The 21,803-nt window shown below is 61.6% G+C and carries 23 protein-coding genes and 1 pseudogene; 8 read left to right on the top strand and 16 right to left on the bottom strand.

Annotated elements, in window-relative coordinates:
• Nucleotides 1–205 precede the first annotated feature (205 nt).
• Together P8L30_14435 and P8L30_14430 are read left to right on the top strand one after the other, a co-directional pair.
• A complete protein-coding gene (locus P8L30_14435) occupies nt 206–931 on the top strand; it encodes a hypothetical protein (GenBank protein MDG2241398.1) in 726 nt (241 codons plus the stop codon).
• A gap of 137 nt (nt 932–1,068) precedes the next feature.
• Nucleotides 1,069–1,571, top strand: a pseudogene (locus P8L30_14430) (transposase).
• A gap of 11 nt (nt 1,572–1,582) precedes the next feature.
• On the opposite strand, the gene P8L30_14425 reads toward P8L30_14430, so the two are convergent.
• From P8L30_14425 to P8L30_14375, 11 genes are all read right to left on the bottom strand, one after another.
• Nucleotides 1,583–2,146 (bottom strand): PH domain-containing protein, encoded by a 564-nt coding sequence (locus P8L30_14425; protein ID MDG2241397.1) that lies wholly within the window; start codon nt 2,144–2,146, stop codon nt 1,583–1,585.
• A gap of 600 nt (nt 2,147–2,746) precedes the next feature.
• Entirely contained in the window at nt 2,747–3,217 is a 471-nt protein-coding gene (locus P8L30_14420; GenBank protein MDG2241396.1) for an SRPBCC family protein, read from the bottom strand.
• On the bottom strand, nt 3,208–3,990 hold the full coding sequence (locus tag P8L30_14415; protein MDG2241395.1) for a hypothetical protein: 783 nt from the start codon (nt 3,988–3,990) through the stop codon (nt 3,208–3,210). Before P8L30_14415 ends, P8L30_14420 begins: the two co-directional genes overlap by 10 nt.
• A gap of 7 nt (nt 3,991–3,997) precedes the next feature.
• Complete coding sequence (locus P8L30_14410; protein ID MDG2241394.1) at nt 3,998–4,519, bottom strand: hypothetical protein; 522 nt, start codon at nt 4,517–4,519, stop codon at nt 3,998–4,000.
• A gap of 1 nt (nt 4,520) precedes the next feature.
• A complete protein-coding gene (locus P8L30_14405; protein MDG2241393.1) occupies nt 4,521–4,922 on the bottom strand; it encodes a DUF2177 family protein in 402 nt (133 codons plus the stop codon).
• Nucleotides 4,919–5,926, bottom strand: coding sequence for a cyclopropane-fatty-acyl-phospholipid synthase (locus tag P8L30_14400; protein ID MDG2241392.1), 1,008 nt, complete (start codon nt 5,924–5,926; stop codon nt 4,919–4,921). The genes P8L30_14405 and P8L30_14400 overlap by 4 nt, the downstream gene beginning before the upstream one ends.
• Nucleotides 5,926–6,696: a DUF1295 domain-containing protein gene (locus P8L30_14395; GenBank protein MDG2241391.1), complete on the bottom strand. Its 771-nt coding sequence runs from the start codon at nt 6,694–6,696 to the stop codon at nt 5,926–5,928. The genes P8L30_14400 and P8L30_14395 overlap by 1 nt, the downstream gene beginning before the upstream one ends.
• Complete coding sequence (locus P8L30_14390; protein MDG2241390.1) at nt 6,693–7,928, bottom strand: cyclopropane-fatty-acyl-phospholipid synthase; 1,236 nt, start codon at nt 7,926–7,928, stop codon at nt 6,693–6,695. Before P8L30_14390 ends, P8L30_14395 begins: the two co-directional genes overlap by 4 nt.
• Nucleotides 7,925–8,683, bottom strand: coding sequence for a DUF1365 domain-containing protein (locus P8L30_14385; GenBank protein MDG2241389.1), 759 nt, complete (start codon nt 8,681–8,683; stop codon nt 7,925–7,927). The genes P8L30_14390 and P8L30_14385 overlap by 4 nt, the downstream gene beginning before the upstream one ends.
• The gene (locus P8L30_14380; GenBank protein ID MDG2241388.1) at nt 8,680–9,912 is read right to left on the bottom strand and encodes an FAD-dependent oxidoreductase; all 1,233 of its coding nucleotides are present in this window, start codon (nt 9,910–9,912) and stop codon (nt 8,680–8,682) included. The genes P8L30_14385 and P8L30_14380 overlap by 4 nt, the downstream gene beginning before the upstream one ends.
• 80 nt (nt 9,913–9,992) lie before the next feature.
• Entirely contained in the window at nt 9,993–10,481 is a 489-nt protein-coding gene (locus P8L30_14375) for a fasciclin domain-containing protein (protein ID MDG2241387.1), read from the bottom strand.
• A gap of 133 nt (nt 10,482–10,614) precedes the next feature.
• Here P8L30_14375 and P8L30_14370 point away from each other — a divergent pair, with 133 nt between their 5' ends.
• The gene (locus tag P8L30_14370) at nt 10,615–11,538 is read left to right on the top strand and encodes a MerR family transcriptional regulator (GenBank protein ID MDG2241386.1); all 924 of its coding nucleotides are present in this window, start codon (nt 10,615–10,617) and stop codon (nt 11,536–11,538) included.
• An 860-nt stretch (nt 11,539–12,398) separates the two neighbouring features.
• Nucleotides 12,399–13,571, top strand: coding sequence for a cyanophycinase (locus P8L30_14365; protein ID MDG2241385.1), 1,173 nt, complete (start codon nt 12,399–12,401; stop codon nt 13,569–13,571).
• Nucleotides 13,572–13,612: 41 nt separating this feature from the next.
• Here P8L30_14365 and P8L30_14360 read toward each other — a convergent pair whose 3' ends face one another.
• Nucleotides 13,613–14,206 (bottom strand): DsbA family protein, encoded by a 594-nt coding sequence (locus tag P8L30_14360; GenBank protein MDG2241384.1) that lies wholly within the window; start codon nt 14,204–14,206, stop codon nt 13,613–13,615.
• Nucleotides 14,201–14,386, bottom strand: coding sequence for a hypothetical protein (locus tag P8L30_14355; GenBank protein MDG2241383.1), 186 nt, complete (start codon nt 14,384–14,386; stop codon nt 14,201–14,203). The genes P8L30_14360 and P8L30_14355 overlap by 6 nt, the downstream gene beginning before the upstream one ends.
• Nucleotides 14,387–14,434: 48 nt before the next feature.
• On the opposite strand from P8L30_14355, the gene P8L30_14350 reads away from it, so the two are divergent.
• Entirely contained in the window at nt 14,435–15,979 is a 1,545-nt protein-coding gene (locus P8L30_14350) for an amidohydrolase family protein (protein ID MDG2241382.1), read from the top strand.
• 89 nt (nt 15,980–16,068) lie between these two features.
• Nucleotides 16,069–16,764: a hypothetical protein gene (locus tag P8L30_14345; protein MDG2241381.1), complete on the top strand. Its 696-nt coding sequence runs from the start codon at nt 16,069–16,071 to the stop codon at nt 16,762–16,764.
• A gap of 6 nt (nt 16,765–16,770) precedes the next feature.
• On the opposite strand, the gene P8L30_14340 is transcribed toward P8L30_14345, so the two are convergent.
• The 3 genes from P8L30_14340 to P8L30_14330 form a co-directional block, all read right to left on the bottom strand.
• A complete protein-coding gene (locus P8L30_14340; GenBank protein MDG2241380.1) occupies nt 16,771–18,141 on the bottom strand; it encodes a permease prefix domain 1-containing protein in 1,371 nt (456 codons plus the stop codon).
• Nucleotides 18,141–18,506: a helix-turn-helix transcriptional regulator gene (locus tag P8L30_14335; GenBank protein MDG2241379.1), complete on the bottom strand. Its 366-nt coding sequence runs from the start codon at nt 18,504–18,506 to the stop codon at nt 18,141–18,143. Before P8L30_14335 ends, P8L30_14340 begins: the two co-directional genes overlap by 1 nt.
• 293 nt (nt 18,507–18,799) lie before the next feature.
• Nucleotides 18,800–19,681: a hypothetical protein gene (locus tag P8L30_14330; GenBank protein ID MDG2241378.1), complete on the bottom strand. Its 882-nt coding sequence runs from the start codon at nt 19,679–19,681 to the stop codon at nt 18,800–18,802.
• Nucleotides 19,682–20,097: 416 nt separating this feature from the next.
• Here P8L30_14330 and P8L30_14325 point away from each other — a divergent pair, with 416 nt between their 5' ends.
• A complete protein-coding gene (locus tag P8L30_14325) occupies nt 20,098–21,234 on the top strand; it encodes a CapA family protein (protein ID MDG2241377.1) in 1,137 nt (378 codons plus the stop codon).
• A gap of 131 nt (nt 21,235–21,365) precedes the next feature.
• Nucleotides 21,366–21,803 carry a hypothetical protein gene (locus P8L30_14320; protein ID MDG2241376.1) on the top strand — a complete coding sequence of 146 codons (438 nt, stop codon included), beginning with the start codon at nt 21,366–21,368 and terminating at the stop codon, nt 21,801–21,803.

The following is a 21,803-nucleotide window of genomic DNA, read 5'->3' as shown; positions in this document are numbered from 1 at the left end:
GAAGGCGCTGAGCGAGAGATGACCCGGAGGCTCGATCCCGAGACTTTCTTGACAAGCGATTGCTACTGACACGGGTTACCTAGTCGATAACGGGCCACTCGCCTATCGGCTCCTAACCCTTGTTTGCAGGATGGCCGTGCAGCAGAATTGCCAGACGTTAGGAAGCCTCTGAGGTAAGGAAGGAACGTTTGCCAATAAGCCGCAGTTGAGCCGACTGCTCGCCGAGAGCGCGGTCATCTCGCTGAGTATCCTCCTCGCGTTTGCCGTTGACGCATGGTGGCAGGAGCGGGGTGAACTCCGTCTAGAGCGAGAGTACCTGGTTGGGTTAGTCGTCGAACTTGAGGCCAGCCGCCTTGAGTTGGACTCAGACCTGGCGGCCCGAGAAGAACTCGAATGGGGGCTTGAGCGCATCATCAGAAGCTCTGATGGCGCCCCGCCGCCGCCGATAGACTCTACGAGAGCTACACTGGGCCGAGCTCGCACCACGCGCCAGTTTACGCCGGTTCGTTCCGTGTTTGACGACTTGGTTTCCTCGGGGAGACTGCAGTTGCTGCGGTCCGACGCCATCCGAGCGGGCCTTCTGACCTACGCGCAGGCACTGGACAAGAACACGTTGACTGAGCAGACGACTCGGGAGTTCGTCGCGGACCGGTTCGCCCCCTATCTCTCACGTCGGGTTCCGTTGGACGCGGTGTCTCTGGGTGAGCTGGTACAATTCCGTCCGGGTGAACTCACGTTCGAAGGGATCGGAACCGGTGGTGCTCGGACTCTGTCTCGTCCGTCCCTCGACGCACTGGTGGAGGACGACGTCTTCCGGAACCTCCTCATTGAGCGCCGCGAGATGGTGGCTAGAGTTTTGGCCCGCAATCGAGAAGTGTCGAGGCTAATCGACGGTCTATATGCTTTGGTTCAACAGGAGCTGGCTTCCTGAGAGCTGGCTCTGTGATATCAAGTATGAAGCACAACAGCAGCTAAGCGGTAAGGAGGCACTGGCGTGACCCCCTGAAACGAGACCAGCGCGGATGTTCGGATCCGAGGCTGGTCGCAGCTTCAGAGAAGAGGTCAGCGATGAGCAGGAGAAGGCACACGCCGGAGCAGATCATCACGGCATTGCGGGAGGCCGAGGTCGGTCTGGCGAACGGCGAGACGGTGGGTGAGGTGAGCCGGGAGCTCGGGGTCAGCGAGCAGACGTACGACCGGTGGAGGAAGGAGTTCGGGGGGATGAAGGTGGACCCGGCACGCGAGTTCAAGGATCTGCAGCGAGAGAACGCGCAGCTGAAGCGAGCGGTGGCGAACCTAACGCTGGACAAGTTGACCCCGGAGGAAGCAGCCAAGGGAAACTTCTAAGCCCCGAACGCAGACGCCGGTGTGTGGTGCATGTCCGTCAGCCGAAGCGGGGCCGTTTGTGGCTCAATGACGGATCGTGTATCGGACTTCGACCGCTGTATGCTCAGCACGTATGGTCGTATGACTTCGTGAGCACTCGGACACATGACGGTCGGCCGCTCAAACTGCTTACGGTGATCGATGAACACACGCGGGAGTGCATGGCGATCAAGGTGGCCCGAAGGACCTTTCGGAGCTAACCACTCGAGTCGCCTGACGGCGCAGAGCCGGGCAGTCGTTCTTCAATCCTCAGTAGGGCGTCACGAATTTCGACGAGAAGAGGGTCGCGAGAAACCTGAGCGGGTGCCGCCTCTTGAACAGGCGACGCAGAACCGCCCCTGGCCACGACGTCGCGTTGCTGAAGGACTTTGTCCCGGAAGTCGCGAGCTCCGACTATCCCGACTAGCGTGATAAACGAACCCGGAGCCGAGCCTCCGGCGGTCTCCACCTTCACGGCCTGGAGGTCGAGATACCGCATGATCGGACCCTCGGTCAGCGCGAGGTCGGTAATCTTGTCCAGAGGGACAGTCTTCTCCTGCCGTACCAGAAGTCCCTTGCTCACCTTCAGCGACCGATCCGTTAGAACGCAACTCATGTGCTGGAGATAACGCTCGGCGAAGAAGTGGCCCAGCAGCAGCCAGAAGGGGAGCAGCAAGATTCCTACGACAGTGATCACGCAGAAGATCGTGCCCGAGAGGAGCCAGTAGGTTCTGACACTTCGATTGAACGAAGCCTCGGAGAGTATGATTTCGGTGGCCAAGAGAGGCTCCGGGTTCGCGCAGCAGGCTGAATGGATCTCCCAACTCTAGCCCGCAGTCCACCCGTGTAAAAGGGTCTTGCGAGTGCCAGTCCGTGCAGGGATGCGTGGCAGCCAGTGAGCCCCGGGCAAGGCACTGAGTCGTTAGATGGCGCCTCTCACTGAATGGCCAAAGCTCGACCCTTGGCCCAGCCCGTGCTGGACGATCCGAATGACCGCCTGGAGTAAGCCGACCGACCAAGCCAGCATGGCTGGTGCGAGGACCCGGGCAGCCGCGTTCTCCGTGAGAGCGAATTTCCCCAGTGCGTAGCCTCGACGGTTCGAGCGGTGAGTTTGCCGATGATGGTGAAGCTTGTCTTACGGTCGACGAGCGTGAGCAGATAGCGCTTGTGCGGTACCGAGCACGGTGGCGCCTGATTGCGCTTGATCTCTCGATAGACCGTGCCGCGATGCCGGGCCAAGGCCCGAGCGATCGCCGTTGGCCCGGGTCATTGCCTCTTCAGGGTCGAGAGCGCATGTCGCTCTACAGAGGTGAGCTGGTGGCAGGTCCTCGTGAGTCACTCCTAGTTCAGTCGGCCGGTCGCACCATCTGTCGCACTTAGTTTATGAATCCAGGGGAGTGAAGAGCCGAGCGATCGCATCGCGTCGATAATCGAAGATGGCCTCCAGTTGCCCGCGAACCATCGCGAAATGGACGAGCCGGCCGAGCGGACCAAAGGGGAGCCTGTACTCTACGATGTCGGTGACTTTCACGCCCCCGCTGACCTCAGAGAAGAGATGCCGATGATACCATCGCTCATAGGGTCCACTCAGCATCTCATCGGCGAACAACCTGCCCTCTTCGTATTCCGCGATCCGAGACTTCCAAGTCAGCGGAAAGATCTGCCATCTGAGACCGTACGTGATTTTTGTACCCTGTCGCACCCTAGCCGAAGTAGATGACCGGACCTCGAAGCGAAGCCAAGGGGGTGTGATCGCCTCGAGATTACTCGGGTCCCTGAAGAACGCGAAGACGTCCGCCAATTCACCGGCGACAACCTGCGCGCGTTCGAGTCGATGATGCCTCAGGCCCACGCTCGGTTCCTTTTGCGCCGACTGATGGCGAGGGACCCGAGTCCGATAATGACCATGGCCCATGCGGTCCCGGCAAGCATCCCAGTCTCTGCGAAGCGCACGGCGATCCCGGAGAGCGCCCACGCGACGACTATGGGGTAAAGCCATACCCGTCTTCGCCAAGCCATGAATGCGGCCAACGCCGTAGTGGCCAGCATCATGGCCGCCGACCACACCGGACCGTTTCCGAGGCTGACGTCCAGGTCGAGATATGTCAGGTATTGGAAGCTGTTGGCTACGAACGCCACGGAGACCCAGGCGAGATAGATCGCGAAGAAAGCTGCGATGAAGGCGCGCTCTTTCCACCCCAGGTCATCCTCAATTCCGACCCTGACGTGGATCGCAACCAGTGAGCTGAGCAGGATCAGCATGACGATCATGGCCGCGCCGAATCGACTGAAGGAGAAGGTCACGATCCACGCGATGTTGAGAAGTCCGTTTGCCGGCCAAAGCCAGCCGAGGCGACGAAGCAGCGGATTCGTGCGTTGCCTGGGAAGCGCCTGGAATACTGTGAAGGCGAAGAGGCCGAGATAAATGAGCCCCCAGATACCGAAGACGTAGTCGGCCGGCAGAAAATCGGAGCTATACCGGTTGGCGATCACACCGATGGACTCTCCGCTCAGGCCTCCGGCCCCGGCAAAGCTGTTCAGCCAAAGCACCACGGCGAAGGTCAGTACGCCTGCGATTTGCCGTAGGAGATCTCCCCTCGGCCCGAGCCCCGATCTGCGTCCCACGCTCACGCTAGTGGCCGGCGAGCTCATGCTCATGGCTGAACGTGGAGCCCACGAACCGCACGAAGATGAAGCCAGCTTGGCTGATGTTGGCGATCAACGCTGTAACGTACAAAGCCGGCGCATTGTCGATCGACAGGCCCACCACAACCACGATGAGGCACGATTGCTCGACCAATTCGAGTATCGATACGATCGACATTGCGAGTTGGTCTGGCTTGATGACCCTTCTTACCGGACTGTATGCGCGCGCAAATGAGATGATGACGCCGTTGTCGAAAACGAGGAAGGCGCCAGCGGCGAGCCTCCAGAGCAGCGAACCGTCGATCCCGAAACCAGCCAGCCCCACCGGAAGCAGGGCGGCGACAACTCCAGCGACGGCGCTGGAAATGACCAGCCTCAAGCGGAGGAGATCATGGATTGCCTCGCCGGCGCGGTCCGAGCTGCGTTTTAGGGCGCTGACGAGCGCAGCGAAGCCGGCGAATGCCGCGGAGATCTCCGCGAGCGAGAGTAGGGTATCGGTGGTGGGCATGTCAGTCTCCCAATCCCAGATAACGGCCGATTCCATACCCGGCAGCCGAGACGGCCGCCGTAACACACGCTCCCCACGCGATGTCCACGAGGGCTAGGCGGAGAGGGAATCCCTTGAACACCGCCATCGAGGTGAGGTCGAAGGTCGAGTAAGCCACCATCCCGAGGAACGCACCGAGCGCGACGCTGCGGTGGAGCTGTCGTGCTTCGATGCCCGGGAGCACGGCGAACACCAGAATTCCTGCCACGTAGATCATGTAGAAGACCGCGGCTGGACCGAGGCTGAAGTCGGGCCGAACGAGGTGGCCTACTTCTTTTCGGAATAGCTTCCCGGCGAAGAGGCCCAACCAAAGAGCTTCGGCGCTGAGCAGGACACCTGCGGTGAACAGATAGAGCCTAATCACGGCTGCACCGGAGCCAGACGGTAGTGCCCCACGATCCACTCCGAGCCCTCGCGGAAGCCAAACAGCTCCTCGCACGCCAGAAAGAACAGGCGCCAACGCTGGAACCAACGTTCCGCGTCGCCACCATAGGAGCCGCGGAACACCGCGATGACCTCGTCGCGCTGCCGTTCGATATTCTCTCGCCAGGCCCGTGCGGTCCGCGCGTAGTGGGTGCCGTCGAGCTGCCAGTCGACTTCGACGGCGAAGTCTTCTTCGAAGTGGGAGAAGAAGTCGAACGAAGGCATGATGCCACCCGTGAAGAAGTAGCGGCCCATCCAGTTGTCAGAGCCCTCGGAATCGTAAGGGTAGGCAAACTTTTTGTGGCAGAAGATGTGGACAAAAAGGCGCCCGTCGGGGCGCAGCCATCCGTGGACTCTACGAAGCAGCTCGCGGTAGTTCCGCATGTGCTCGAACATCTCGACGCTCACGACACGATCAAAGTTCTGAGCGAGTGAGAGATCGTTCATGTCGGCTGTAATGACGTGTACGTTCTTCGGAGCGCGCGCCTCGATGAAACGCCGCTGCGGGGCGGAGTTCGATACCGCCGTGATACGGCTGTTCGGGAATGCCTCCGCCATATAGAGCGTCAGCGACCCCCACCCACAGCCCAACTCGAGGATGTCCTGCCCGTCGTCGAGCTGGGCTCGATCACAGGTGCGCTCGAGCATCGCGGTCTCGGCCTCTTCGAGCGTGCTCACACCTGGAGGCCAGTAAGCACCGCTGTACTTCAGACGGGGTCCGAGGGCCAGTTCGAAGAATTCAGACGGAACTTCGTAGTGTTGCTCGTTCGCCGTCTCGGGGGCGAGTGCGAGCGGACTCTCCGCCAACATCGCGGCGAAGGTGGCCACGTCCGGCCCGGTCGTGGCGTCGCGGAGGCGCTGCCTCACGAGCCCTCGCACCCCCATTCTCAGGCCGGGCAGAGGAACCAGTCCTCGCTCGGCCAGCTCGATACCGAATTCACCCATCATGAGAGTTCCTTGGGTGGCCAGGGGAAGAACACGCTGGTTGTCTCCTGATAGTGCCGATAGGCGTCACCGCGGCTCCGCAGCGCCTGCCTTTCGGTGTGTGGGATTCCTGTGATACGAAAGAGGAAGACTAGCATCATGACTGGGCCGAGCCAGGTGAGTGCTGCACCCTCGGCGATGAGTACGTAGGCCCACCAATGGACCCATTCGAAGAAGTAGTTCGGGTGTCGGGAATACCACCAAAGGCCGTCGCGGCAAGCTAGGCCTTTGTTCGCCGGATCCGCCCGAAAACGAGCCAGTTGGGCGTCGGCAATGCTTTCGCCGGTGACGGCCCCAATCCACACGACAATACCGAGGACTGCGAATGGGCCGAGTGAGGGGCCCTGCATGGCGGCGAGCATGGGTAGGGAGAAGAGCACCGCGACTGCAGCCTGACCCTGATAGAAGAGAAAGAACACCAGGGGCGCTCGCGGACCGAGCTCGACGCGCATCGCTTTGTATCGGCCGTCCTCATCTGTGTGCTTCAGAACCCGGTCGGTCAGCAGGTACCAGGCAAGCCGAAACGCCCACACGGCTCCAAGCGCGGAGACGAGGACTCTGCGCCAGATGTCGCCGTCGCCGAACCAGGGGTAGAGCAGGGCGAGGAAGGCAAGGCCAGCCGACCAGGCGACGTCGACGCTCGTCGCGTTCTTCGTTTTCAACTGACGAAGCCAGAGCCCTGAAAGAGCGACCGCGAGGATCGACCAACCGAGGAGGACGATGGTGTTCATGCGACCGCCTCGATTCGCTCATGTAGACGTGCGTCGATCACACCTTTGGACGCCGGCTTGGCCCAAACGATCTGAGCGCAACCGAGGATCGCCTCGTCAAATCCACCTTCGCAGTAGCAGAAGTAGAAGTCCCAGAGGCGGCGGAATTGTGCGTCGAAGCCCAGCGCACGGATCTCGGGCCAGTTCTCCATGAACGCGGCCCGCCAGCGACGAAGTGTCTCAGCGTAGTGCGGAGTTTGGTCCTCGAAGTGTACGATCCGCATATCTGTCTTCCCGGCAGCGCTGCTCAACGCTGAAACGGAAGGGATAAAGCTCCCGGGGAAGATGTACCGCTTGATGAAGTCGATTTGTCGCTGCTTCGGGTCGTACCAGTCGTCCCGAACCGTGATGGCCTGAATGGCTGCCCGCCCGTGGGGCGCGAGGAGGTCGGCACACTTCTGGAAGTAGTCTTCGAGGAACTGATGGCCGACCGCTTCGACCATTTCTATAGAGACCAGCTTGTCGTAGGTGCCCTCGAGGTCCCTGTAGTCCTTCAGGAGCACGTCCACCCGATCCGATAGGCCCGCCTCGGCGATAAGACGTGAAGCGAATCGATGCTGCTCGACAGAAATGGTGGTGGTCGTCACTCGGCAGCCGTAGATGCTGGCCGCATGGATCGCGAAACCACCCCAGCCGGACCCGATCTCGATCACGTGGTCGTCGGAGGTGAGTTCCAATTTTTTGCAGATCCGGTCGTACTTCTCAATCGAAGCGTCGCGCATCGACGTCCGATCGTCACTAAAGATCCCGCACGAGTAGGTGAGCGTCTCGTCGAGGAAGGTCCGGAAGAAGTCGTTTCCCAGATCGTAGTGTGCGCGGATGTTTCTGGAACTTCCGCTTCGTGTGTTGCGATTCCACACACGCAGCATGGCTAGGAAGGGCTGGGACAGACGGGCCCACCCCGTCTCAAGTCCATCGAGCGCGTCGCGATTGGCTGCGAAGAGGCGCATGAGCGCGGGCAGATCATCCGTTACCCATTCGCCACGGACATAGGACTCCGCAGCGCCGATGTGGCCGCCGAACGTGAGCGAGCGAAAGAAGGACGGGTCCGTCACTTGGATAGAAGCGGGGGGAGTGTGGCCTCTCCCGAAGTGGCTGGTTGTGCCGCCGTGTGTCAGCGCCAGACGCCCGTGCTTAAGCCGCCTGAGGCTCATGCGGACCGCACGTTCCGCTATATGATCAAGAGTGCTCATACTGCTACCTGGTCGGGGTGGTGGAAGTAGGGAAGACGCTTGAGACGCAGCTTAAGAGCCTGCCAGTAGATGCCTGAGGCGATGCGCAGGGTCAACAGCGGATAGCGGGTCAATACGGTGGCGAGAGATCTTCCTGAGATCTCCTCGCGGCGGAGTCGGAGCGTGGCGTCGAACACCTTCGCGTCCTCTTCCTTGTTCTCCATGTGCACCAAGAGTCCCGTGCGCGGCTCGTTGAGTTGCCACGTGTACTCTTGCTCCATTGGCATGAAGGGTGAGACGTGAAACGCTTTGGCGAAGCGATGGGGCCGGCGGGCCGGTGATCCGCTTTCTTCGTCCGCCTGGAGGGCGTAGACGTGGCGCTCCTTCCAGGGTGTGTTCGTGATCTCGGCGAGGATGACGTCGAGACTCTCACCGTCCTCATTAAAGCAGTAGTAAAAGGTCACGGGGTTCATGGCGAAGCCGAGATAACGCAGGTGCGTGAGCATGCGGATCGGCCCTTTGGGACGTCGCCCTGTGAGTCGCTCGGCTTCGGAAACAACCGCGTCTCGAAGGTCGGTCTCACCTTGGCCCAGATAGTCACCCGCACGGAACCATGCGGGAGCGGGGGCGTCAGCGGACCAGAGCAAACGGTCGGAGAAGAGCGTCGGTAACTCCTCGAGGTCGAGGTACATCATGAAGAGCGGATAGGTGAACTCGTGCGGGACTGGACCGAAGCGCCTGTGCCGGACCGTTCCTTCGTAGATGCAGCTCTTCACAGAGCCCCCCCGAACCGCTTCGCGACCGTTGCCGCGCTCCGGACGCCGTCTTCGTGGAAGCCGAATCCCCAGTAGGCACCGCAGTAGTGGGTGTGGCCGTGGCCGCTGATCTCCTCGTGACGCTTCTGGGCAGCCATGCCCTCTAATGTGTACATCGGGTGACTCAGCTGCGTCCGGTAGAGGATGGTCTCCGGGTCGATCGACTCGGTGTCGTTCAGGGTGACGCAATAGGTCGGGTCCGCGTCGAGAGTCTGGAGCTTGTTCATGTTATAGGTGACCGTTGCGGGCGCCTCAGGGTCTGCTCCGACCTTGTAGTTCCAAGATGCCCACGCGCGCTTGCTCCGTGGCAACACCGAAGTGTCAGTATGGAGCACCACGTCGTTCTCCTGGAATGGGAGCGCAGCCAAGACTTCGCGCTCGGCGCGGTTCGGATCAGCCAGGATCGAGAGAGCCTGGTCCGAATGGCAGGCGAAGACGACGTGATCGAATGCCTCACCGTCCACGGTCACGTGCGCGTGGTGCCGCTCGACACGACGCACCGGTGTCGACGTGCGGACGCGGTCCCTGAACGGGGTAGCGAGGGCTTCCACGTACCGGGCGGATCCGCCTTCGATCACACGCCACTCCGGCTGATTGTTCACCGTGAGCATGCCATGATTTTCGAAGAAGCGGACGAAGAACTCCGCTGGCATCTCCAGGACCCGACCTCCAGGGATAGACCAAAGAGCCGATCCCATGGGCATGAGGTAGTGCTCAGCGAGTCGGGGAGACAGATCAGTCGTCTCGATGTATTCGCCGAGGGTGAGCGCTGCCGCGCCGTTAAGAATGGCAGGCGCTGCGTCACGATTAAAACGAAGAATGTCTCGTAGCATCCGGATGTAGCCCGGGCTGAAGAGATTCCTTCGCTGCGCGAATAGTGTGGTGAGGCTGGCGCTGCTGTACTCCAGGCGCGCCGCGTCACTCCGAACACCGAAGCTCATGTTCGATGGCTGTGTGGCGACCCCGAGGTCACTCATCAGCTTGGTGAAGAGAGGGTAGTTCGTCTCGTTGTAGACGATGAACCCGGTATCGACGGCGCGCAGTCGACCGCTGCGCTCTTCGATCGCGATCGTGTTCACGTGACCACCGATCCGGTCCCGTGCCTCGAACACGGTGATGTCGTGGCGGTCTTGGAGAAGGTGAGCAGTGACGAGCCCCGCGACTCCCGTGCCGATGATTGCGATGCGCATGAGCTGGATCCTTTGGTCCAGAGTTGACCGAGGCAGCCTGCGAACAGACCGCCTCGGCACTCCGAAGAAGTGTCTCTCGGTTAGTTCTGTGGGGGGAGCATGACGGAATCGATGATGTGGATGACGCCGTTGGACGCTGCCACGTCGGTAGTCGAGACTTCTGCACCGGCTACATAGACCTTGCCCATCTTGATTTCGATCGGCGCGCTGATACCGGCGAGCGTCTCAGCGGCGGAAAGGGCCACCACGTCTGATGCCATCACTTTTCCGGCTACCACGTGGTAGGTCAGCACTCGGATCAAGGCGTCCTTGTCCGCGAGGAGCGCCTGGACCGTGCCGGCTGGGAGCTTGGCGAACGCAGCGTCGGTCGGCGCGAATACTGTGAATGGGCCGTCTCCCTGGAGCACGCCCAGGAGGTCAGCGGCCTCGAGCGCTGTGGCCAGAGTGGTGAAGGAACCGGCCGCGACGGCCGTTTCGACGATGTTCTTCTCAGCCGTCTGAGCGGCTGCTGAAGCGGGGACAAGAACGAACACGGTGAGGAGCGCGAGAGCGAAAAACTTGCGAGTCATTTTTTGATTCTCCGTGGAGATAATTGCGAGTGTTTAACCGTTGTCCAGCAATCTTCGTCACAAAAGTTCAATGTGTCAAGGTATTGCCAAGCTATTAATTTGACATTGCTTAGACGTGAGTGTACAATTGGGTATGAAAGAATCAGAAAAGGCCAGGCATCCGATCCGGGTGGTCGCACAGCGAACTGGACTCACGCCGGCAACGATTAGGGCGTGGGAACGGCGGTACGACGCCGTTACACCGACGCGATCCGAAGGGGGGCAGCGCGTCTACTCCGATGTAGACGTACAGCGTCTGAGCACGCTAAAGGCGCTTGCCGACGCGGGGCGCGGTATCAGCATGGTGGCCGCCCTCTCTCTGGCAGACGCTGAGGCGTTGCTCACGGAGGACCTATCGACGCGGATCCCCTCAGATTCTTCTGGGCTTGCCGTGCCTCCGTCCGGATTGGATGAAGCGTACAGGTGCGTTCGGGATCTGGATGACGAGGGACTCGAGAAATCACTCTGGCGCGCGCTCGTGATTCATGGCGCTCGGCCCTTCCTTTCTCAGGTCGCCGGCCGGCTCATACAACTCCTTGGGGAGGGTTATGAGGGCGGCCAAATCACGCCCGCGCACGAGCACCTCGCGAGCGAAGTCATCGAGCGGATCCTCGCCCGCGTTGTTGATCGCGCCCGCCCGCACGACGCGCCTAGCCTCATCGTGTCGACGCTACCCGGAGAGAAGCACGGGCTGGGCGCCCGCCTTGCAAGCGCCGCGGCGACGCTCGACGGCTGGAGCGTGGTGTATTTGGGTACGGACTTGCCGGTGGAGGAGGTGGCGATGGCGGCCGTGACGCTGGCAGCGGATGGGGTCGCGATCAGCGTGGTGCGAACAGTCGACGCGATGGACAGCGCGTCCGCGCTGGCGGATCTTCGCCAGGCGCTTGATCCTCGCGTCCTTCTCTTCGTTGGTGGCGGAGGCCTGGCCGAGATTCCCGAGGTTCTCATGCCTGCGGGGCTGATCCAGATGGTCGGACTGGAAGGGTTCGCAGCGCATCATCCCGCCCGCCGTTCCTAGGCGCACATGAGGCTTTGGAGCCTCTACCTCGACGCGAAGGTGGCGTGGGGTCTCCTAGCCCGCGCGGTCCTGCGAGGTGCAACGAAGGGATACAGACAGCACCCGCAGTTGACGCAATTCCGGCAGCTTCGATCTCCAGTTGGCCACCATCAGCGGGTATCTGGCCATTATCGCAGACGAGCCCGAGACGCGCGGCTATCGTTTTGACAGGTCCAGGATCGGGCCCGTGCGCGTGCGTGTGACGATTCCAGTGACGATGGGACAGTTAGGCTTCGAGACGGGACATTTGCGGCGCAAGCTTGAGGCGCGCGCCGCCCGGAGAGATGCGAGCGACTCCCGGCGGCGGCGTTGCCCGTAATCCATCCGCTCTTCACCGTTGTTGAAGACGATGTGGAGGCTTGGGAGAAGGCCCGATAGAGGCACGTCTCGGCCCATGAGTTAGAGTCGTAGCACCGCCCAGTACGGCGGCGCGCGACGAGAAAATGGGCCCAAATCCTTGGTCGAGGCTCCACTACGCGAGCAGGATTCCTCCCAGCAGCACGCCACCCAATGCTCCCAAGCCGCCGAAGGGAGGAAGGGACACTTCGTCGAGGGGGAACTCATCGAGAGTCTGGCTATTCCCTCCGACGATCAACCCAACGGGTGCCTATGCGACGGCCCAAGTCAGGCCTGGCGTGAGTCGTGCTCGGATGCGCTCCAGCATCGATTTCACGATCACCTCTCAGCGAGTCGCGAGCTTCTTACACCGATAAGGCAAGGTCGGGTCAGATGGGATCACTCCGCTTGCACCTCGCGACGTATGGGAAGCATTGTAGTCGCGTAGCAGCCCTCGCTGCTCACATCTCCCTCCGGATGACCCGATGAAGAAGTCGATCAGTGCCCTTTGCCTTCCTCTGGCCGTGGCCGCGTTTCAGGCCTGCGCGCCGGGAGGCACTGAGGAGCTCGGCCAAGCCGCGAACGACCCGGGCCGGTTGGTCATCGTTGGAGGTGCGCTCCAAGCCGACAATGCTGGTGTGTACGATGCCGTGGTCTCGGCCCGAGCCGGGGACGGCCCGCTGTGTGTCGTGCCCACGGCCAGCAGCGACGCTCCGGAGGCGATGAGTGGAGCGATCCAGACCTTGACCGGGTACGTGGGGGATGGGCAAGTAGTCGGCATCCTCATCACGACAGAGGATCCTGCTCGGGCCCAGGACCCTTCCGTTGTCTCCGAACTGGAGGGCTGCTCAGGATTCTATTTCACGGGTGGTTCGCAGAGCCGGATTCTGGATGTCTTCCTCCCGGCAGGGGACACCACTGCGGCATATCGGGCGCTTTGGCAGCGGTGGCAGGAAGGTGCTGTTGTCGCAGGGAGCAGTGCCGGCGCGGCGATGATGAGCCGCTTGATGATCTCCGGTGGAAGTTCTTCGGAGGCCGTGAGCTATGGGATTGCAGCCGGTGGGGACGAGGACGGTGTCCAGATCCGCGAGGGCATGGGCTTCTTCGAACCGCTGCTTGACCAGCACTTCTTGGCGCGAGGTCGAATCGGGCGACTCCTGGTATCCGTTATCCAAGAAGAGTTGCCCGATGTTGGATTGGGGATCGACGAGAACACGGCTCTCGTCGTCGATGGAGATAGCGCCCTCGTTGTCGGTGCTTCCGGCGTCGTCGTCGTTGACGGTCGCGCGGTGGTGAGGGCTGGACCGCACCGTGCGTCGGAAGTGAGGGTGAGCCTGGCTGGGGCTGGGGATGTGCTGGACCTGCGGACGCTCGAGGTCCGGAGGCAGGGCGCGAAGACCGCGGTCGCTATTAGTGACGCGTCGGTTGAGTCACCCGAGGACCCGTTCTCCCGGTGGGCTTTCCTTCATTTGGTAGCCGACTTGGCCGCGAGCGTGGATACGGAAGCGACGTTCGCCGTTTCGGGCGCTACCCTCAAAATCGTTGAAGGGGCTGGGTTTTCTGCATCCATGACGAGTTCCGTGAACGGGGTCGAGGACACGCCGTATGGCTTGTCTGCTGGACCCTTCCGGGTGGATCTCGTGGGACCCGGTTCGTGAAACGGGAGATGGCGGACCGAGTACTCCCGGAGGAACCGTTGTCAGAGGGACGCGGTACCGCGTCGAGGCACGCCAACCCGCTCCATCAGGAGTTCGAGTACTTCGTAGGGTTGTGCTCCGACGACACCGGCGCCGGCGGCCACAAAGGTCGGAACGCCCGTCACTCCAGTCTGTCTCGCTGCCTGCCAATGGGCGTCGATCGTCTCTTTGAAACGGCGCTCCTCCACAACCGCGCGGGCCTTACCTGGGTCCAGCCCGGCCGACTCCGCAGCAGCGACTAGGACGTCCGATTCGGCCAGATTGAGGTCGTCGACGAAGTAGGCCCGAAACAACGCGTCATGGAGGGCATCCGTTGCACCAAGGCTATCCCCCCATGCGGCTAACTCTTGGGCTAGACGGCTGTTGTACGTATGGGTCCTGTCCCCGTACGGGAGCCCTTCGGCCGCAATCAACTCGACCAGACGCTTTCGCATGTCTTCGAACACGGCCTCTTGCCCCTTGAAGAGATCTGCGAGCGAACGACCCGTTTTTGGCGTGTCCGGATGCAGGGGGAAGTAGGTATAAGCCGGCTGGATCTCATATTCGGCCTGAAGCTTTCGAACGCGCCCGGCGCTCAAGTAGCACCATGGTCACACGAAGTCGGTGAACACCTGGAAGATCTCGGGGGCTGAGCCGACGGGTGAGGTAGAGGTCGGGTCGGTCATGGAGTCATTGGGCGACGGGGGTGTGGCCATCCGGCCGGCGAGCGAGCGTTTTCCGAATCTATCCGGACGTCTTGCACCTCGCAGCCTGCGGGGAGCATTGTAGTCGCGCATCACGGTGCCAAGGTCGTTGGTACCCAGAATGACTCGGAGCCCCGCTAGATGACTACATCGAAAGCATTTGCCATCGTTCGCTCCCTCTCACGACGCCTGACCTGGCTAGCGGCTCTCGCCTTGGCTTTGCCAGCCCATGTGGCTGCTCAGCAGCAGCCCGAGACGGTCATCCGAAATGGCCTCATCGTGACCGCGGAAGGGCGCTTGGAGGCTGATGTGCGGATCCGCGGTGAGATCATCGTCGAGATCGGACCGAGCCTGGCGGCCGGCGCGGGTGCGCGGCAGATCGACGCCAAAGGCATGCTGTTGCTTCCAGGCGCGGTCGACACGCACACGCACCTCAACTCAGTGATGCCAGATCCGCCTCGGCCTGACGGAAACCAGGACGACTATGTCAGTGGGTCTGCGGCGGGCTTCGCTGGCGGTGTGACGACAGTCTCGAACTTCAGGGGATTGCTGTCTGGCGAGGACGAAGATGCGTATGCCGCTCGGGTTATTGGGGCCATCGAAGCGAACGGAATGGCCGATGTCTTCATCCACGTGAACGCCGGGAACGACCCCACCCCCTTTGGACGCGACCGACTGAAGGCTCTGGTCGAGCGAGGCTTCGTGAGCACGGGCGAAGATTTCATGGCCCGGTCCGGCTACGACCACCATGCGTTGGAGTGGTATCAGACCCATGAAGAGTCTGGCAAGGTTGGGGTGCTCAGCATGATGCACGCCGAGGACTTCGCCATTCTCCAGGGGACGAGAGACCGACTGATGGCTGAGGGCAAAGGATCGATTCACAATTTTGCGCAGAGTGCTCCGGACGTCGCAGAGGTCGTTGCGGTGCAGAGGGTGGTGGCCATCGCGGAGGCAACGGGGGCCCCCATGTACATCCTGCATATCTCGTCGGGGCGGGCGCTGCAGGTGGCCGAGGATGCAATGGCGAGAGGTCTGCCTGTGTATGTCGAGGCGCGCCCCATGTACCTGCACCTCACCCAAGAGGTGTATCAAAGGCCGGACGTCGGGCTTTACCTCGGAGGACCACCCATTCGCGACCAATGGGACCAGGACAAACTCTGGGAAGGCATCGCGAAGGGGACCGTCCATACCATCGGCACGGATCACACGGGCTATTCGAGGGCGACGAAGCTCGACACGACCCAGACGATCGCAAGTGTTCATGCGGTAGGGACCAAGCGGCTGGGCACGCCGAACCTGCAGGAGTACCTACCGATGATGTTCTCGGAGGGCGTTCTGACGAGTCGGATCACTCTCGAGCAGTTCGTCGCGGTTACCTCCACCAACGCGGCCAAGTTGTTTGGGTTCTACCCCCGAAAGGGAACGATTCAAGTGGGATCGGATGCCGACATCGTGATCTGGGATCCGACCATCACAAAGCAGATCCGCGAAGAGGATCTGCTGTCCGGGGCCGGCTATTCCGCCTATGAGGGATGGGAGGTCACTGGATTTCCGCGCACGACAATCCGTCGGGGCGAGATTGTTTACGACAATGGCGTCGTACTGGCCGAACCGGGTTCGGGGAAGTTCATTCCGGGAGCGCCGTTCGAACGGCCGGTGCTACGCCCGGTAACCAATCGCCGGTGAGACTGGAGGACGAGAACCCTGGAGGACGACAGCAGTGATGCGAGCCATTGAGTAGTGACGGTGACCCGAAGCCCGTGAGCCTAGCGAGGATGCGCGGATCTATGCGTGAGGTCGTGCTCATCGTCAGCGGTGTGCTCATCGCGCTCTCGCTCGAGGCGATGTGGCAATACCGAGTGGATCGCTCGGACGAGCAGGCCTTGCTCGAAGAGTTCGCGATCGAGTTTCAGGAAAACGAAAACACGCTCGACCGGTGGATTGTATTGCACCAGAGCGTTGCTTCATCGGTAGAGGCACTTCTGGGCTATCTCGAGTCGACGGGTGAGGGAGCGTCAGTGACGCTCCCGGATTCCTTGATTGCACTCATCGGAAGAAATCCGACCTTCGATCCCGACCTGAGCAGTCTGGACGCGGCCGTGAGCTCAGGCCGTATATCGCTCATTCGCTCCCCTGAGACGCAGAGTGCTCTAGCAAGCTGGAGTCGTTCGCTGGCCGATGCACAGGAAGAAGAGCAACGGGCCTCGGAGCAGTTATACCGCGAGCTCCTGCCGATTCTGGGCGAGGTCGCCTTGATTGGCGAAGCGTACTCGTGGCTGATCAGTGATGTGCGTGACATCATGAGGGGCGGGGTCGGAATTGAACGGCCGACCTCTTCTTCTTTCATGGTCGTCGACCGCCGCCTGATCAACGCATTATGGGTGCGGTATCGCCTTACGCGTTCGGCCGAAAACGAGCTGCAGATCCTCCGGTCAGACCTTACCGATGTCCTCGCGCTTCTCGGACGGTGATTCCATCTACTGGAACCCGAACACCAGCGGGAAGACCAAGACGACGATCGATGCCCAGACGGCGTATACCGGCATGTATGCAGTCTGCCACCGCTCAAGGGCTGAGAAGCTCCCGCGTCTTCGGACGAACTTCATGTAGAGCACGGCCGACCAGGCCAGGTTCACGACTAGGATCAGATTTTCGCCGAGCGCCGCGACCCGATTGGGGCTGAAGCCGAACTCCGTGATCCGGGCCATGATGGCCCAGAGGGCTAATGCGTCCACGAGTAGAGCACAGATCACGAGCAGGAGCGACAGGGAATCAAAGAGCGTGGGTTCCGCCTGTGGGTCCCGGGCCGAGATGGAGTACAGCAACAGGCCCACGACCAAGACGAGCAGGAGGTCGAAGCCGATCAGGACGTCCCGCTCCACCTGAATCCCACTCCCCGTGAGCACCATAGTGATCAAGAACGCCAGGAGCATGAGGGTGAAGAGAGGGGTGAAGATCAGCGTCAGCACCGGAGCCATGTTCTCGATGACGCTCTGCTTCGCCTCGACCAACCAGCCGGCGATGATGACTGCTCCCGCAGCGCCTACAGGCATGATCCATGTGGTTACGAGCAACTCCGGGTCCATCCCAATAGCGCTGAAGACGAACGCGGTGAGTCCCATCAGTACGCCGCCGCCCAAGGCGATGAGCACGTAGTAGATGAAGCACTCGCCAGTGAACCGCACGTAGTTCATTCGATGATCGTGGCTCCGCCAAGCACCTCCGGCGTACGCGACTCCCACCGCGAGCCAGAGCGCCATGGGAAGGTGGATGATCGCCAGGAGTTCCGTTTGTCCCTGGGCTTCGAAGGGGATGAGGTTCACGGCCAGTACGGCGGCGACGAAGGTCGCGGCCAAGCCCACTCGGCTTGCTGATGCCAGCCCGCGCTTCCATGCGAAGAACCCTGCGAGGAAGGGCAGCACAAAGAAGCTGATATTCCTCAGATAGAACAACGCGTCGGCGTCTCCGTCCCATGTTACGCCGAAGAACTCAGGCACCTTGATGGCGACCCCGGCGCACACAGCCATGCCTAGAGCCATCATCGCTTCTCGGCTCCACAACGTGTCGCTCTCACCCGCGTCCGCTACGACGAGGCGCTTCCACAGTCGTTCCGAGTGATCCCGCGCGAATTCTCGGGACAGAGTGTCGAGTTCGCCGATCCGTTTCACGCCGATAAGGAACGCCTCGTCAACGTCGAGCCCGGCCCCCTGGAGGTCGGCCACCTGACTCCGGAGGTGGTCTTCGAGCTCATCTATGTCTGCGGCATCGATCGCTTGTCGTCGGCGCACGTAGGACCGCCACTCGTCGATCCGTTCCTCGAGCACCTGCGCGCCTTCTGTCTGCGCCATTAGAGGCCCTGCACTGCGAGTTGGAAGGACCGGAACGGGGTCGCGCGGAGTGTCTCATTCACGATCTGCCACTGCTTCCGTTGGTTCGTCAGTTCCTTGGAGCCCTGATCCGTGAGCCGGTAGTACTTCCGCCGTCGGCCCGACTCGGACTTGCCCCAGGTGGCGTCCACCAGGCCATTCCGCTCTAGCCGATGAAGGACTGGGTAGAGCATGCCGTCCGTCCACTGAAGCCTGCCGCCCGACAGCTCGTCCACCCGTTTGATGATGGCGTAGCCGTAGCTCTCACCGTCACTGAGGATGGCGAGTACCAGAGGCGTGGCGGATGCCGCGACCAGGTCTTTGCCGATGTCTATTTCGGGAGACACGACGGTATCCAGAGAGGGGGGCGTTGATACATAGAAGTATTATACATGACAGTGCTATGTATGTACACGTGCTCGCTCTTTGTCGGGTCGGGGGCTCTCGCCTCGCGGGTCGGTCCAGCGCGTAGGCATGATGGTGCCGCGGAGGTTCAGGTCGTCCCAACCGAGGAGTACGGCCCTGGAAGACCGCACGTTGCACGCCAAACTCCTCGGGTACGGCGACTAGGCGAGTCGGGCGCGGTCGCGGCGGCTGCCTGGTGTTTGATAGATGGGTCCACTGGATCTTGGCATGCGGGCTACCAGACACCCTTCGCACGCACCGCAACGGCTCCTACCAATCCTTCCAGCGCCTTTCGTGATCTTCGCATGGAGGCAGAGTAGAGGGCTCTAAAGCCCTTGATGCCCAGGCCGGCGCCTAACACGACCCCGACAACGGCACCCACGGGTCCGAGACCGATGGCCAACCCGAGAGCCCCGAGTCCGCCGAGTCCGACACCTCCACCGAGCGTCGCCGCGACGACCACCAGGACGCCTCCAAGCTTCTCCGACGTCACGGGGCTCTCTAGGGTGATCTCACACGACGGAGTTGGCTCGTCCTTTGGCCGCAATGACACGAAGACCTGCTTGAGCCCGGCGTCTGCCATGTCGAACGCGAATCCCCGTTCGAAGGCGTTTTTCATTCCGGGTAGGTCGAAGATCAACGCCCCACCATCGAGCGGATCGCCTACGTCGTCCGTCAACGTCAGGCGAAATGGTTCAGTGGGGAAAACCTCTTGCATCGCTGAAAAAACGTCTTCCGGGGTGGCGTCGAAGACCCTCTGTACGACGATCGCATCGGGCGGATCGTTCAGGAGTTTCCGAGCCAGAGGATGGCCCTTGCGATGCCCAGCGAGACTCCGCTCCGCACGGAGGTGCACCAAGGCTGCTTCGACGTATTCCCCGGCGATCCCTGCCTCATGGGCCGCTTCGCGGACGTGCGTGAGCGCATAGCCGTCGGACGGAAGGTGGGGTTCCTCACCCTCGCGCTGGGGGCTTTCGACCTGCTTCCCGGCGTCGGCCTGAAGCTCAGCTGCCTTGCTCCAGACCTGCGCGGCCTCTTCGTCCGTGAGAATTTTTGGGTCCCGGTCCGCCATCTTTGGAAGAGCCCGCTGCTGAGGTGAGTCAACGAGGAAGGGCACGGGGCCCTGTGGTGAAACTAACCGAAGCGACTGCACTCGTGTCTCAGTCCACCGCCCTGGAGTGAGCACATTCGCCCGTTTCGTCTTGCATGTCCCGGTTCTGGACTGGCATTGCAGCGGTGAGCAGAATCCGGGCGCCATGTGGAGGCACCACGAGGGAGGCCAGCGCCGCAACGGAATGACTGTGCGGGGCACGCTGCTTGCCCGTCGCGGACAGCGGGAGGCATTGTGGTCACTTACAGGGATGTGATATCTCACAGTTTCCGGAGTTTCAGGAATCACTAGGAGCCAGGATGCGGAACGTGAGATGCAGGATGTTGAGTAGGCCTCCTCGGACACCGATGCTCGCCCTCGCAGGTGCCTGCATGGTCCTCTCTACGGCTTGTTCCGACTCGCCTCCCGCGTCCGAGACCAGATTGGTCCTCGCGGGCCAGGCGTTGATCAAGAAGGATCCGCGGATCCGGTGGGAGGACCCGTATGGAAGCCTCGCCCCCATCTTGGATCGTGCGGACGTCGCGTTCACCAACTTCGAAATGGCGATTTTGTCCGACGAGGACCGGTGCGGCGTGTCTGCCGACTACGAGGTCTCGCTCGCTGAGCCTCGATTGCCCGCAGCGACTCGGCCTGGAAACACAGGAGGCCCACACGCGGTCGCTCCTGACGTGATGGGTTTTCTCGCCGATCGTGGCTTCAATCTCATGTCGCTTTCGAATAACCATGCCTATGACTTGGGAGACTGTGGCGTTGCTGCGACCCAGGCTGCGGCAGAGGCACACGAGGTCGCCTATTCCGGCACCGGCGCAGACGTCGCCACCTCTACGGCACCTGGCTACCTCACCGTTGGCGACTTCACCATCGCCTTGATTGCTGCCACGACGAGCCATGACGAGCGGTCTGCGATTGGGCACGCCGTGAACGGGGTCTGGACGGGAAGGCAGGAGGATTGGGATCGAAATATCTCCGCAGTTCGTGAGGCGGCTGCCAACGCGGACTTCGTTCTCTTCTACCAGCACTTTCAGATTGATCTCGACGAATTCGAGGGCGTGGCGCCGGGTGATTCGACCGGGGACGGGCACGTCTGGGTTGCGGACGTTGCGCAGTGGCAGACGGACTTCGCCCGAGCGGTTCTAGATGCGGGGGCCTCCATGTACGTGGGGCACGGCCACCGGGCTTTTGATGGGGTCGAGGTCTATGACGGCAAGCCGTTGATCCGGCAGCTCGGCGGCCTCGCGTACCAAGGACTGAATCCGGTAATCGGCGGATACGATGAGCACAGGCCCTGGGAGGGTCTGGTCGCGGAGGTCGTCATCCGTGAAGGCCGAGTCGAACAGATCGATTTCATCCCTCTCGATCTGGACGAAGGCGAGACCTATCGTGAGGAGTATGACGATCTAGAGTTCTTGTCTCGCCGCGGCCTCGCTGAGTTGGCGAGCGGTGGGCTGGCCGACGCCATTCTGGAGCGATTCCAGGGCTTGTCCGCGGAGTATGGGACGGACCTGTCGATTGCGGCCTCCCGTGCGACCCTCGTGATCGGTTACCCGGACGGAATCTGATGATGTGGAGCGAAGGAATGAATCATCGCTTTGTTGTTCGCGTTGCGCTCGTCTGCGCAGGTGCGTGCTCACCCGAGGCCCCCGCGTCTCAGGCTACGACGGCCGAATCACCGGGGTAGCCGGGTACGACCATGGGGATCCACGCGCCTACTCAGCATCCGCTGTACGACGGCCGTTTCGTGATCTCGGGAAGCCGGGTGTATCAGGCCGGATCGCTCTCCGACGCTTCGCCGTGGGATCACTTGAGTGACGACGGGACGAACGTGCACGAGGTCCGGGGCACGATCGAGATCGATGTCGATGAATTCTCCAACACCGGCACGTTCCGGGCCTCGCTGCAGTTGCCGGAAGGTGAATACGCCGTAGAGCTCGATCGCTTCGAGGAGTTCTCGCCCTGTCACGACGGAGGGATCGCGGCCTGGCTTTTCGAGCACGGGGATTCCGGCGGCGATTCAGGTGGATTTCTATATCCGAAGTCCGGCGGCGAACGAGGACAATCATCCAACCCGCGAGGTGTTCGATCCCTTCTTCGCGATGGAGACGACCTGGCGGCAGGAGTGGACGGTTGA

The sequence above is a fragment of the Longimicrobiales bacterium genome, from assembly GCA_029245345.1.
In the GTDB taxonomy this organism is placed as follows: domain Bacteria; phylum Gemmatimonadota; class Gemmatimonadetes; order Longimicrobiales; family Gaopeijiaceae; genus CALFPJ01.
The sequence above is the reverse complement of the archived record's forward strand: the minus strand, read 5'-3'. Positions and strand labels throughout refer to the sequence as shown.

What these genes read in the sequence shown, in the direction of transcription:
- P8L30_14380 (MDG2241388.1), bottom strand. Translation starts at nt 9,912, where the DNA reads ATGCGCATCGCAATCATCGGCACGGGAGTCGCGGGGCTCGTCACTGCT.
- P8L30_14395 (MDG2241391.1), bottom strand. Translation starts at nt 6,696, where the DNA reads ATGAACACCATCGTCCTCCTCGGTTGGTCGATCCTCGCGGTCGCTCTT.
- P8L30_14365 (MDG2241385.1), top strand. Translation starts at nt 12,399, where the DNA reads ATGAAGAAGTCGATCAGTGCCCTTTGCCTTCCTCTGGCCGTGGCCGCG.
- P8L30_14370 (MDG2241386.1), top strand. Translation starts at nt 10,615, where the DNA reads ATGAAAGAATCAGAAAAGGCCAGGCATCCGATCCGGGTGGTCGCACAG.
- P8L30_14320 (MDG2241376.1), top strand. Translation starts at nt 21,366, where the DNA reads ATGGGGATCCACGCGCCTACTCAGCATCCGCTGTACGACGGCCGTTTC.
- P8L30_14340 (MDG2241380.1), bottom strand. Translation starts at nt 18,141, where the DNA reads ATGGCGCAGACAGAAGGCGCGCAGGTGCTCGAGGAACGGATCGACGAG.
- P8L30_14390 (MDG2241390.1), bottom strand. Translation starts at nt 7,928, where the DNA reads ATGAGCACTCTTGATCATATAGCGGAACGTGCGGTCCGCATGAGCCTC.
- P8L30_14355 (MDG2241383.1), bottom strand. Translation starts at nt 14,386, where the DNA reads ATGCGCGACTACAATGCTCCCCGCAGGCTGCGAGGTGCAAGACGTCCG.
- P8L30_14400 (MDG2241392.1), bottom strand. Translation starts at nt 5,926, where the DNA reads ATGGGTGAATTCGGTATCGAGCTGGCCGAGCGAGGACTGGTTCCTCTG.
- P8L30_14410 (MDG2241394.1), bottom strand. Translation starts at nt 4,519, where the DNA reads ATGCCCACCACCGATACCCTACTCTCGCTCGCGGAGATCTCCGCGGCA.
- P8L30_14345 (MDG2241381.1), top strand. Translation starts at nt 16,069, where the DNA reads ATGCGCGGATCTATGCGTGAGGTCGTGCTCATCGTCAGCGGTGTGCTC.
- P8L30_14350 (MDG2241382.1), top strand. Translation starts at nt 14,435, where the DNA reads ATGACTACATCGAAAGCATTTGCCATCGTTCGCTCCCTCTCACGACGC.
- P8L30_14375 (MDG2241387.1), bottom strand. Translation starts at nt 10,481, where the DNA reads ATGACTCGCAAGTTTTTCGCTCTCGCGCTCCTCACCGTGTTCGTTCTT.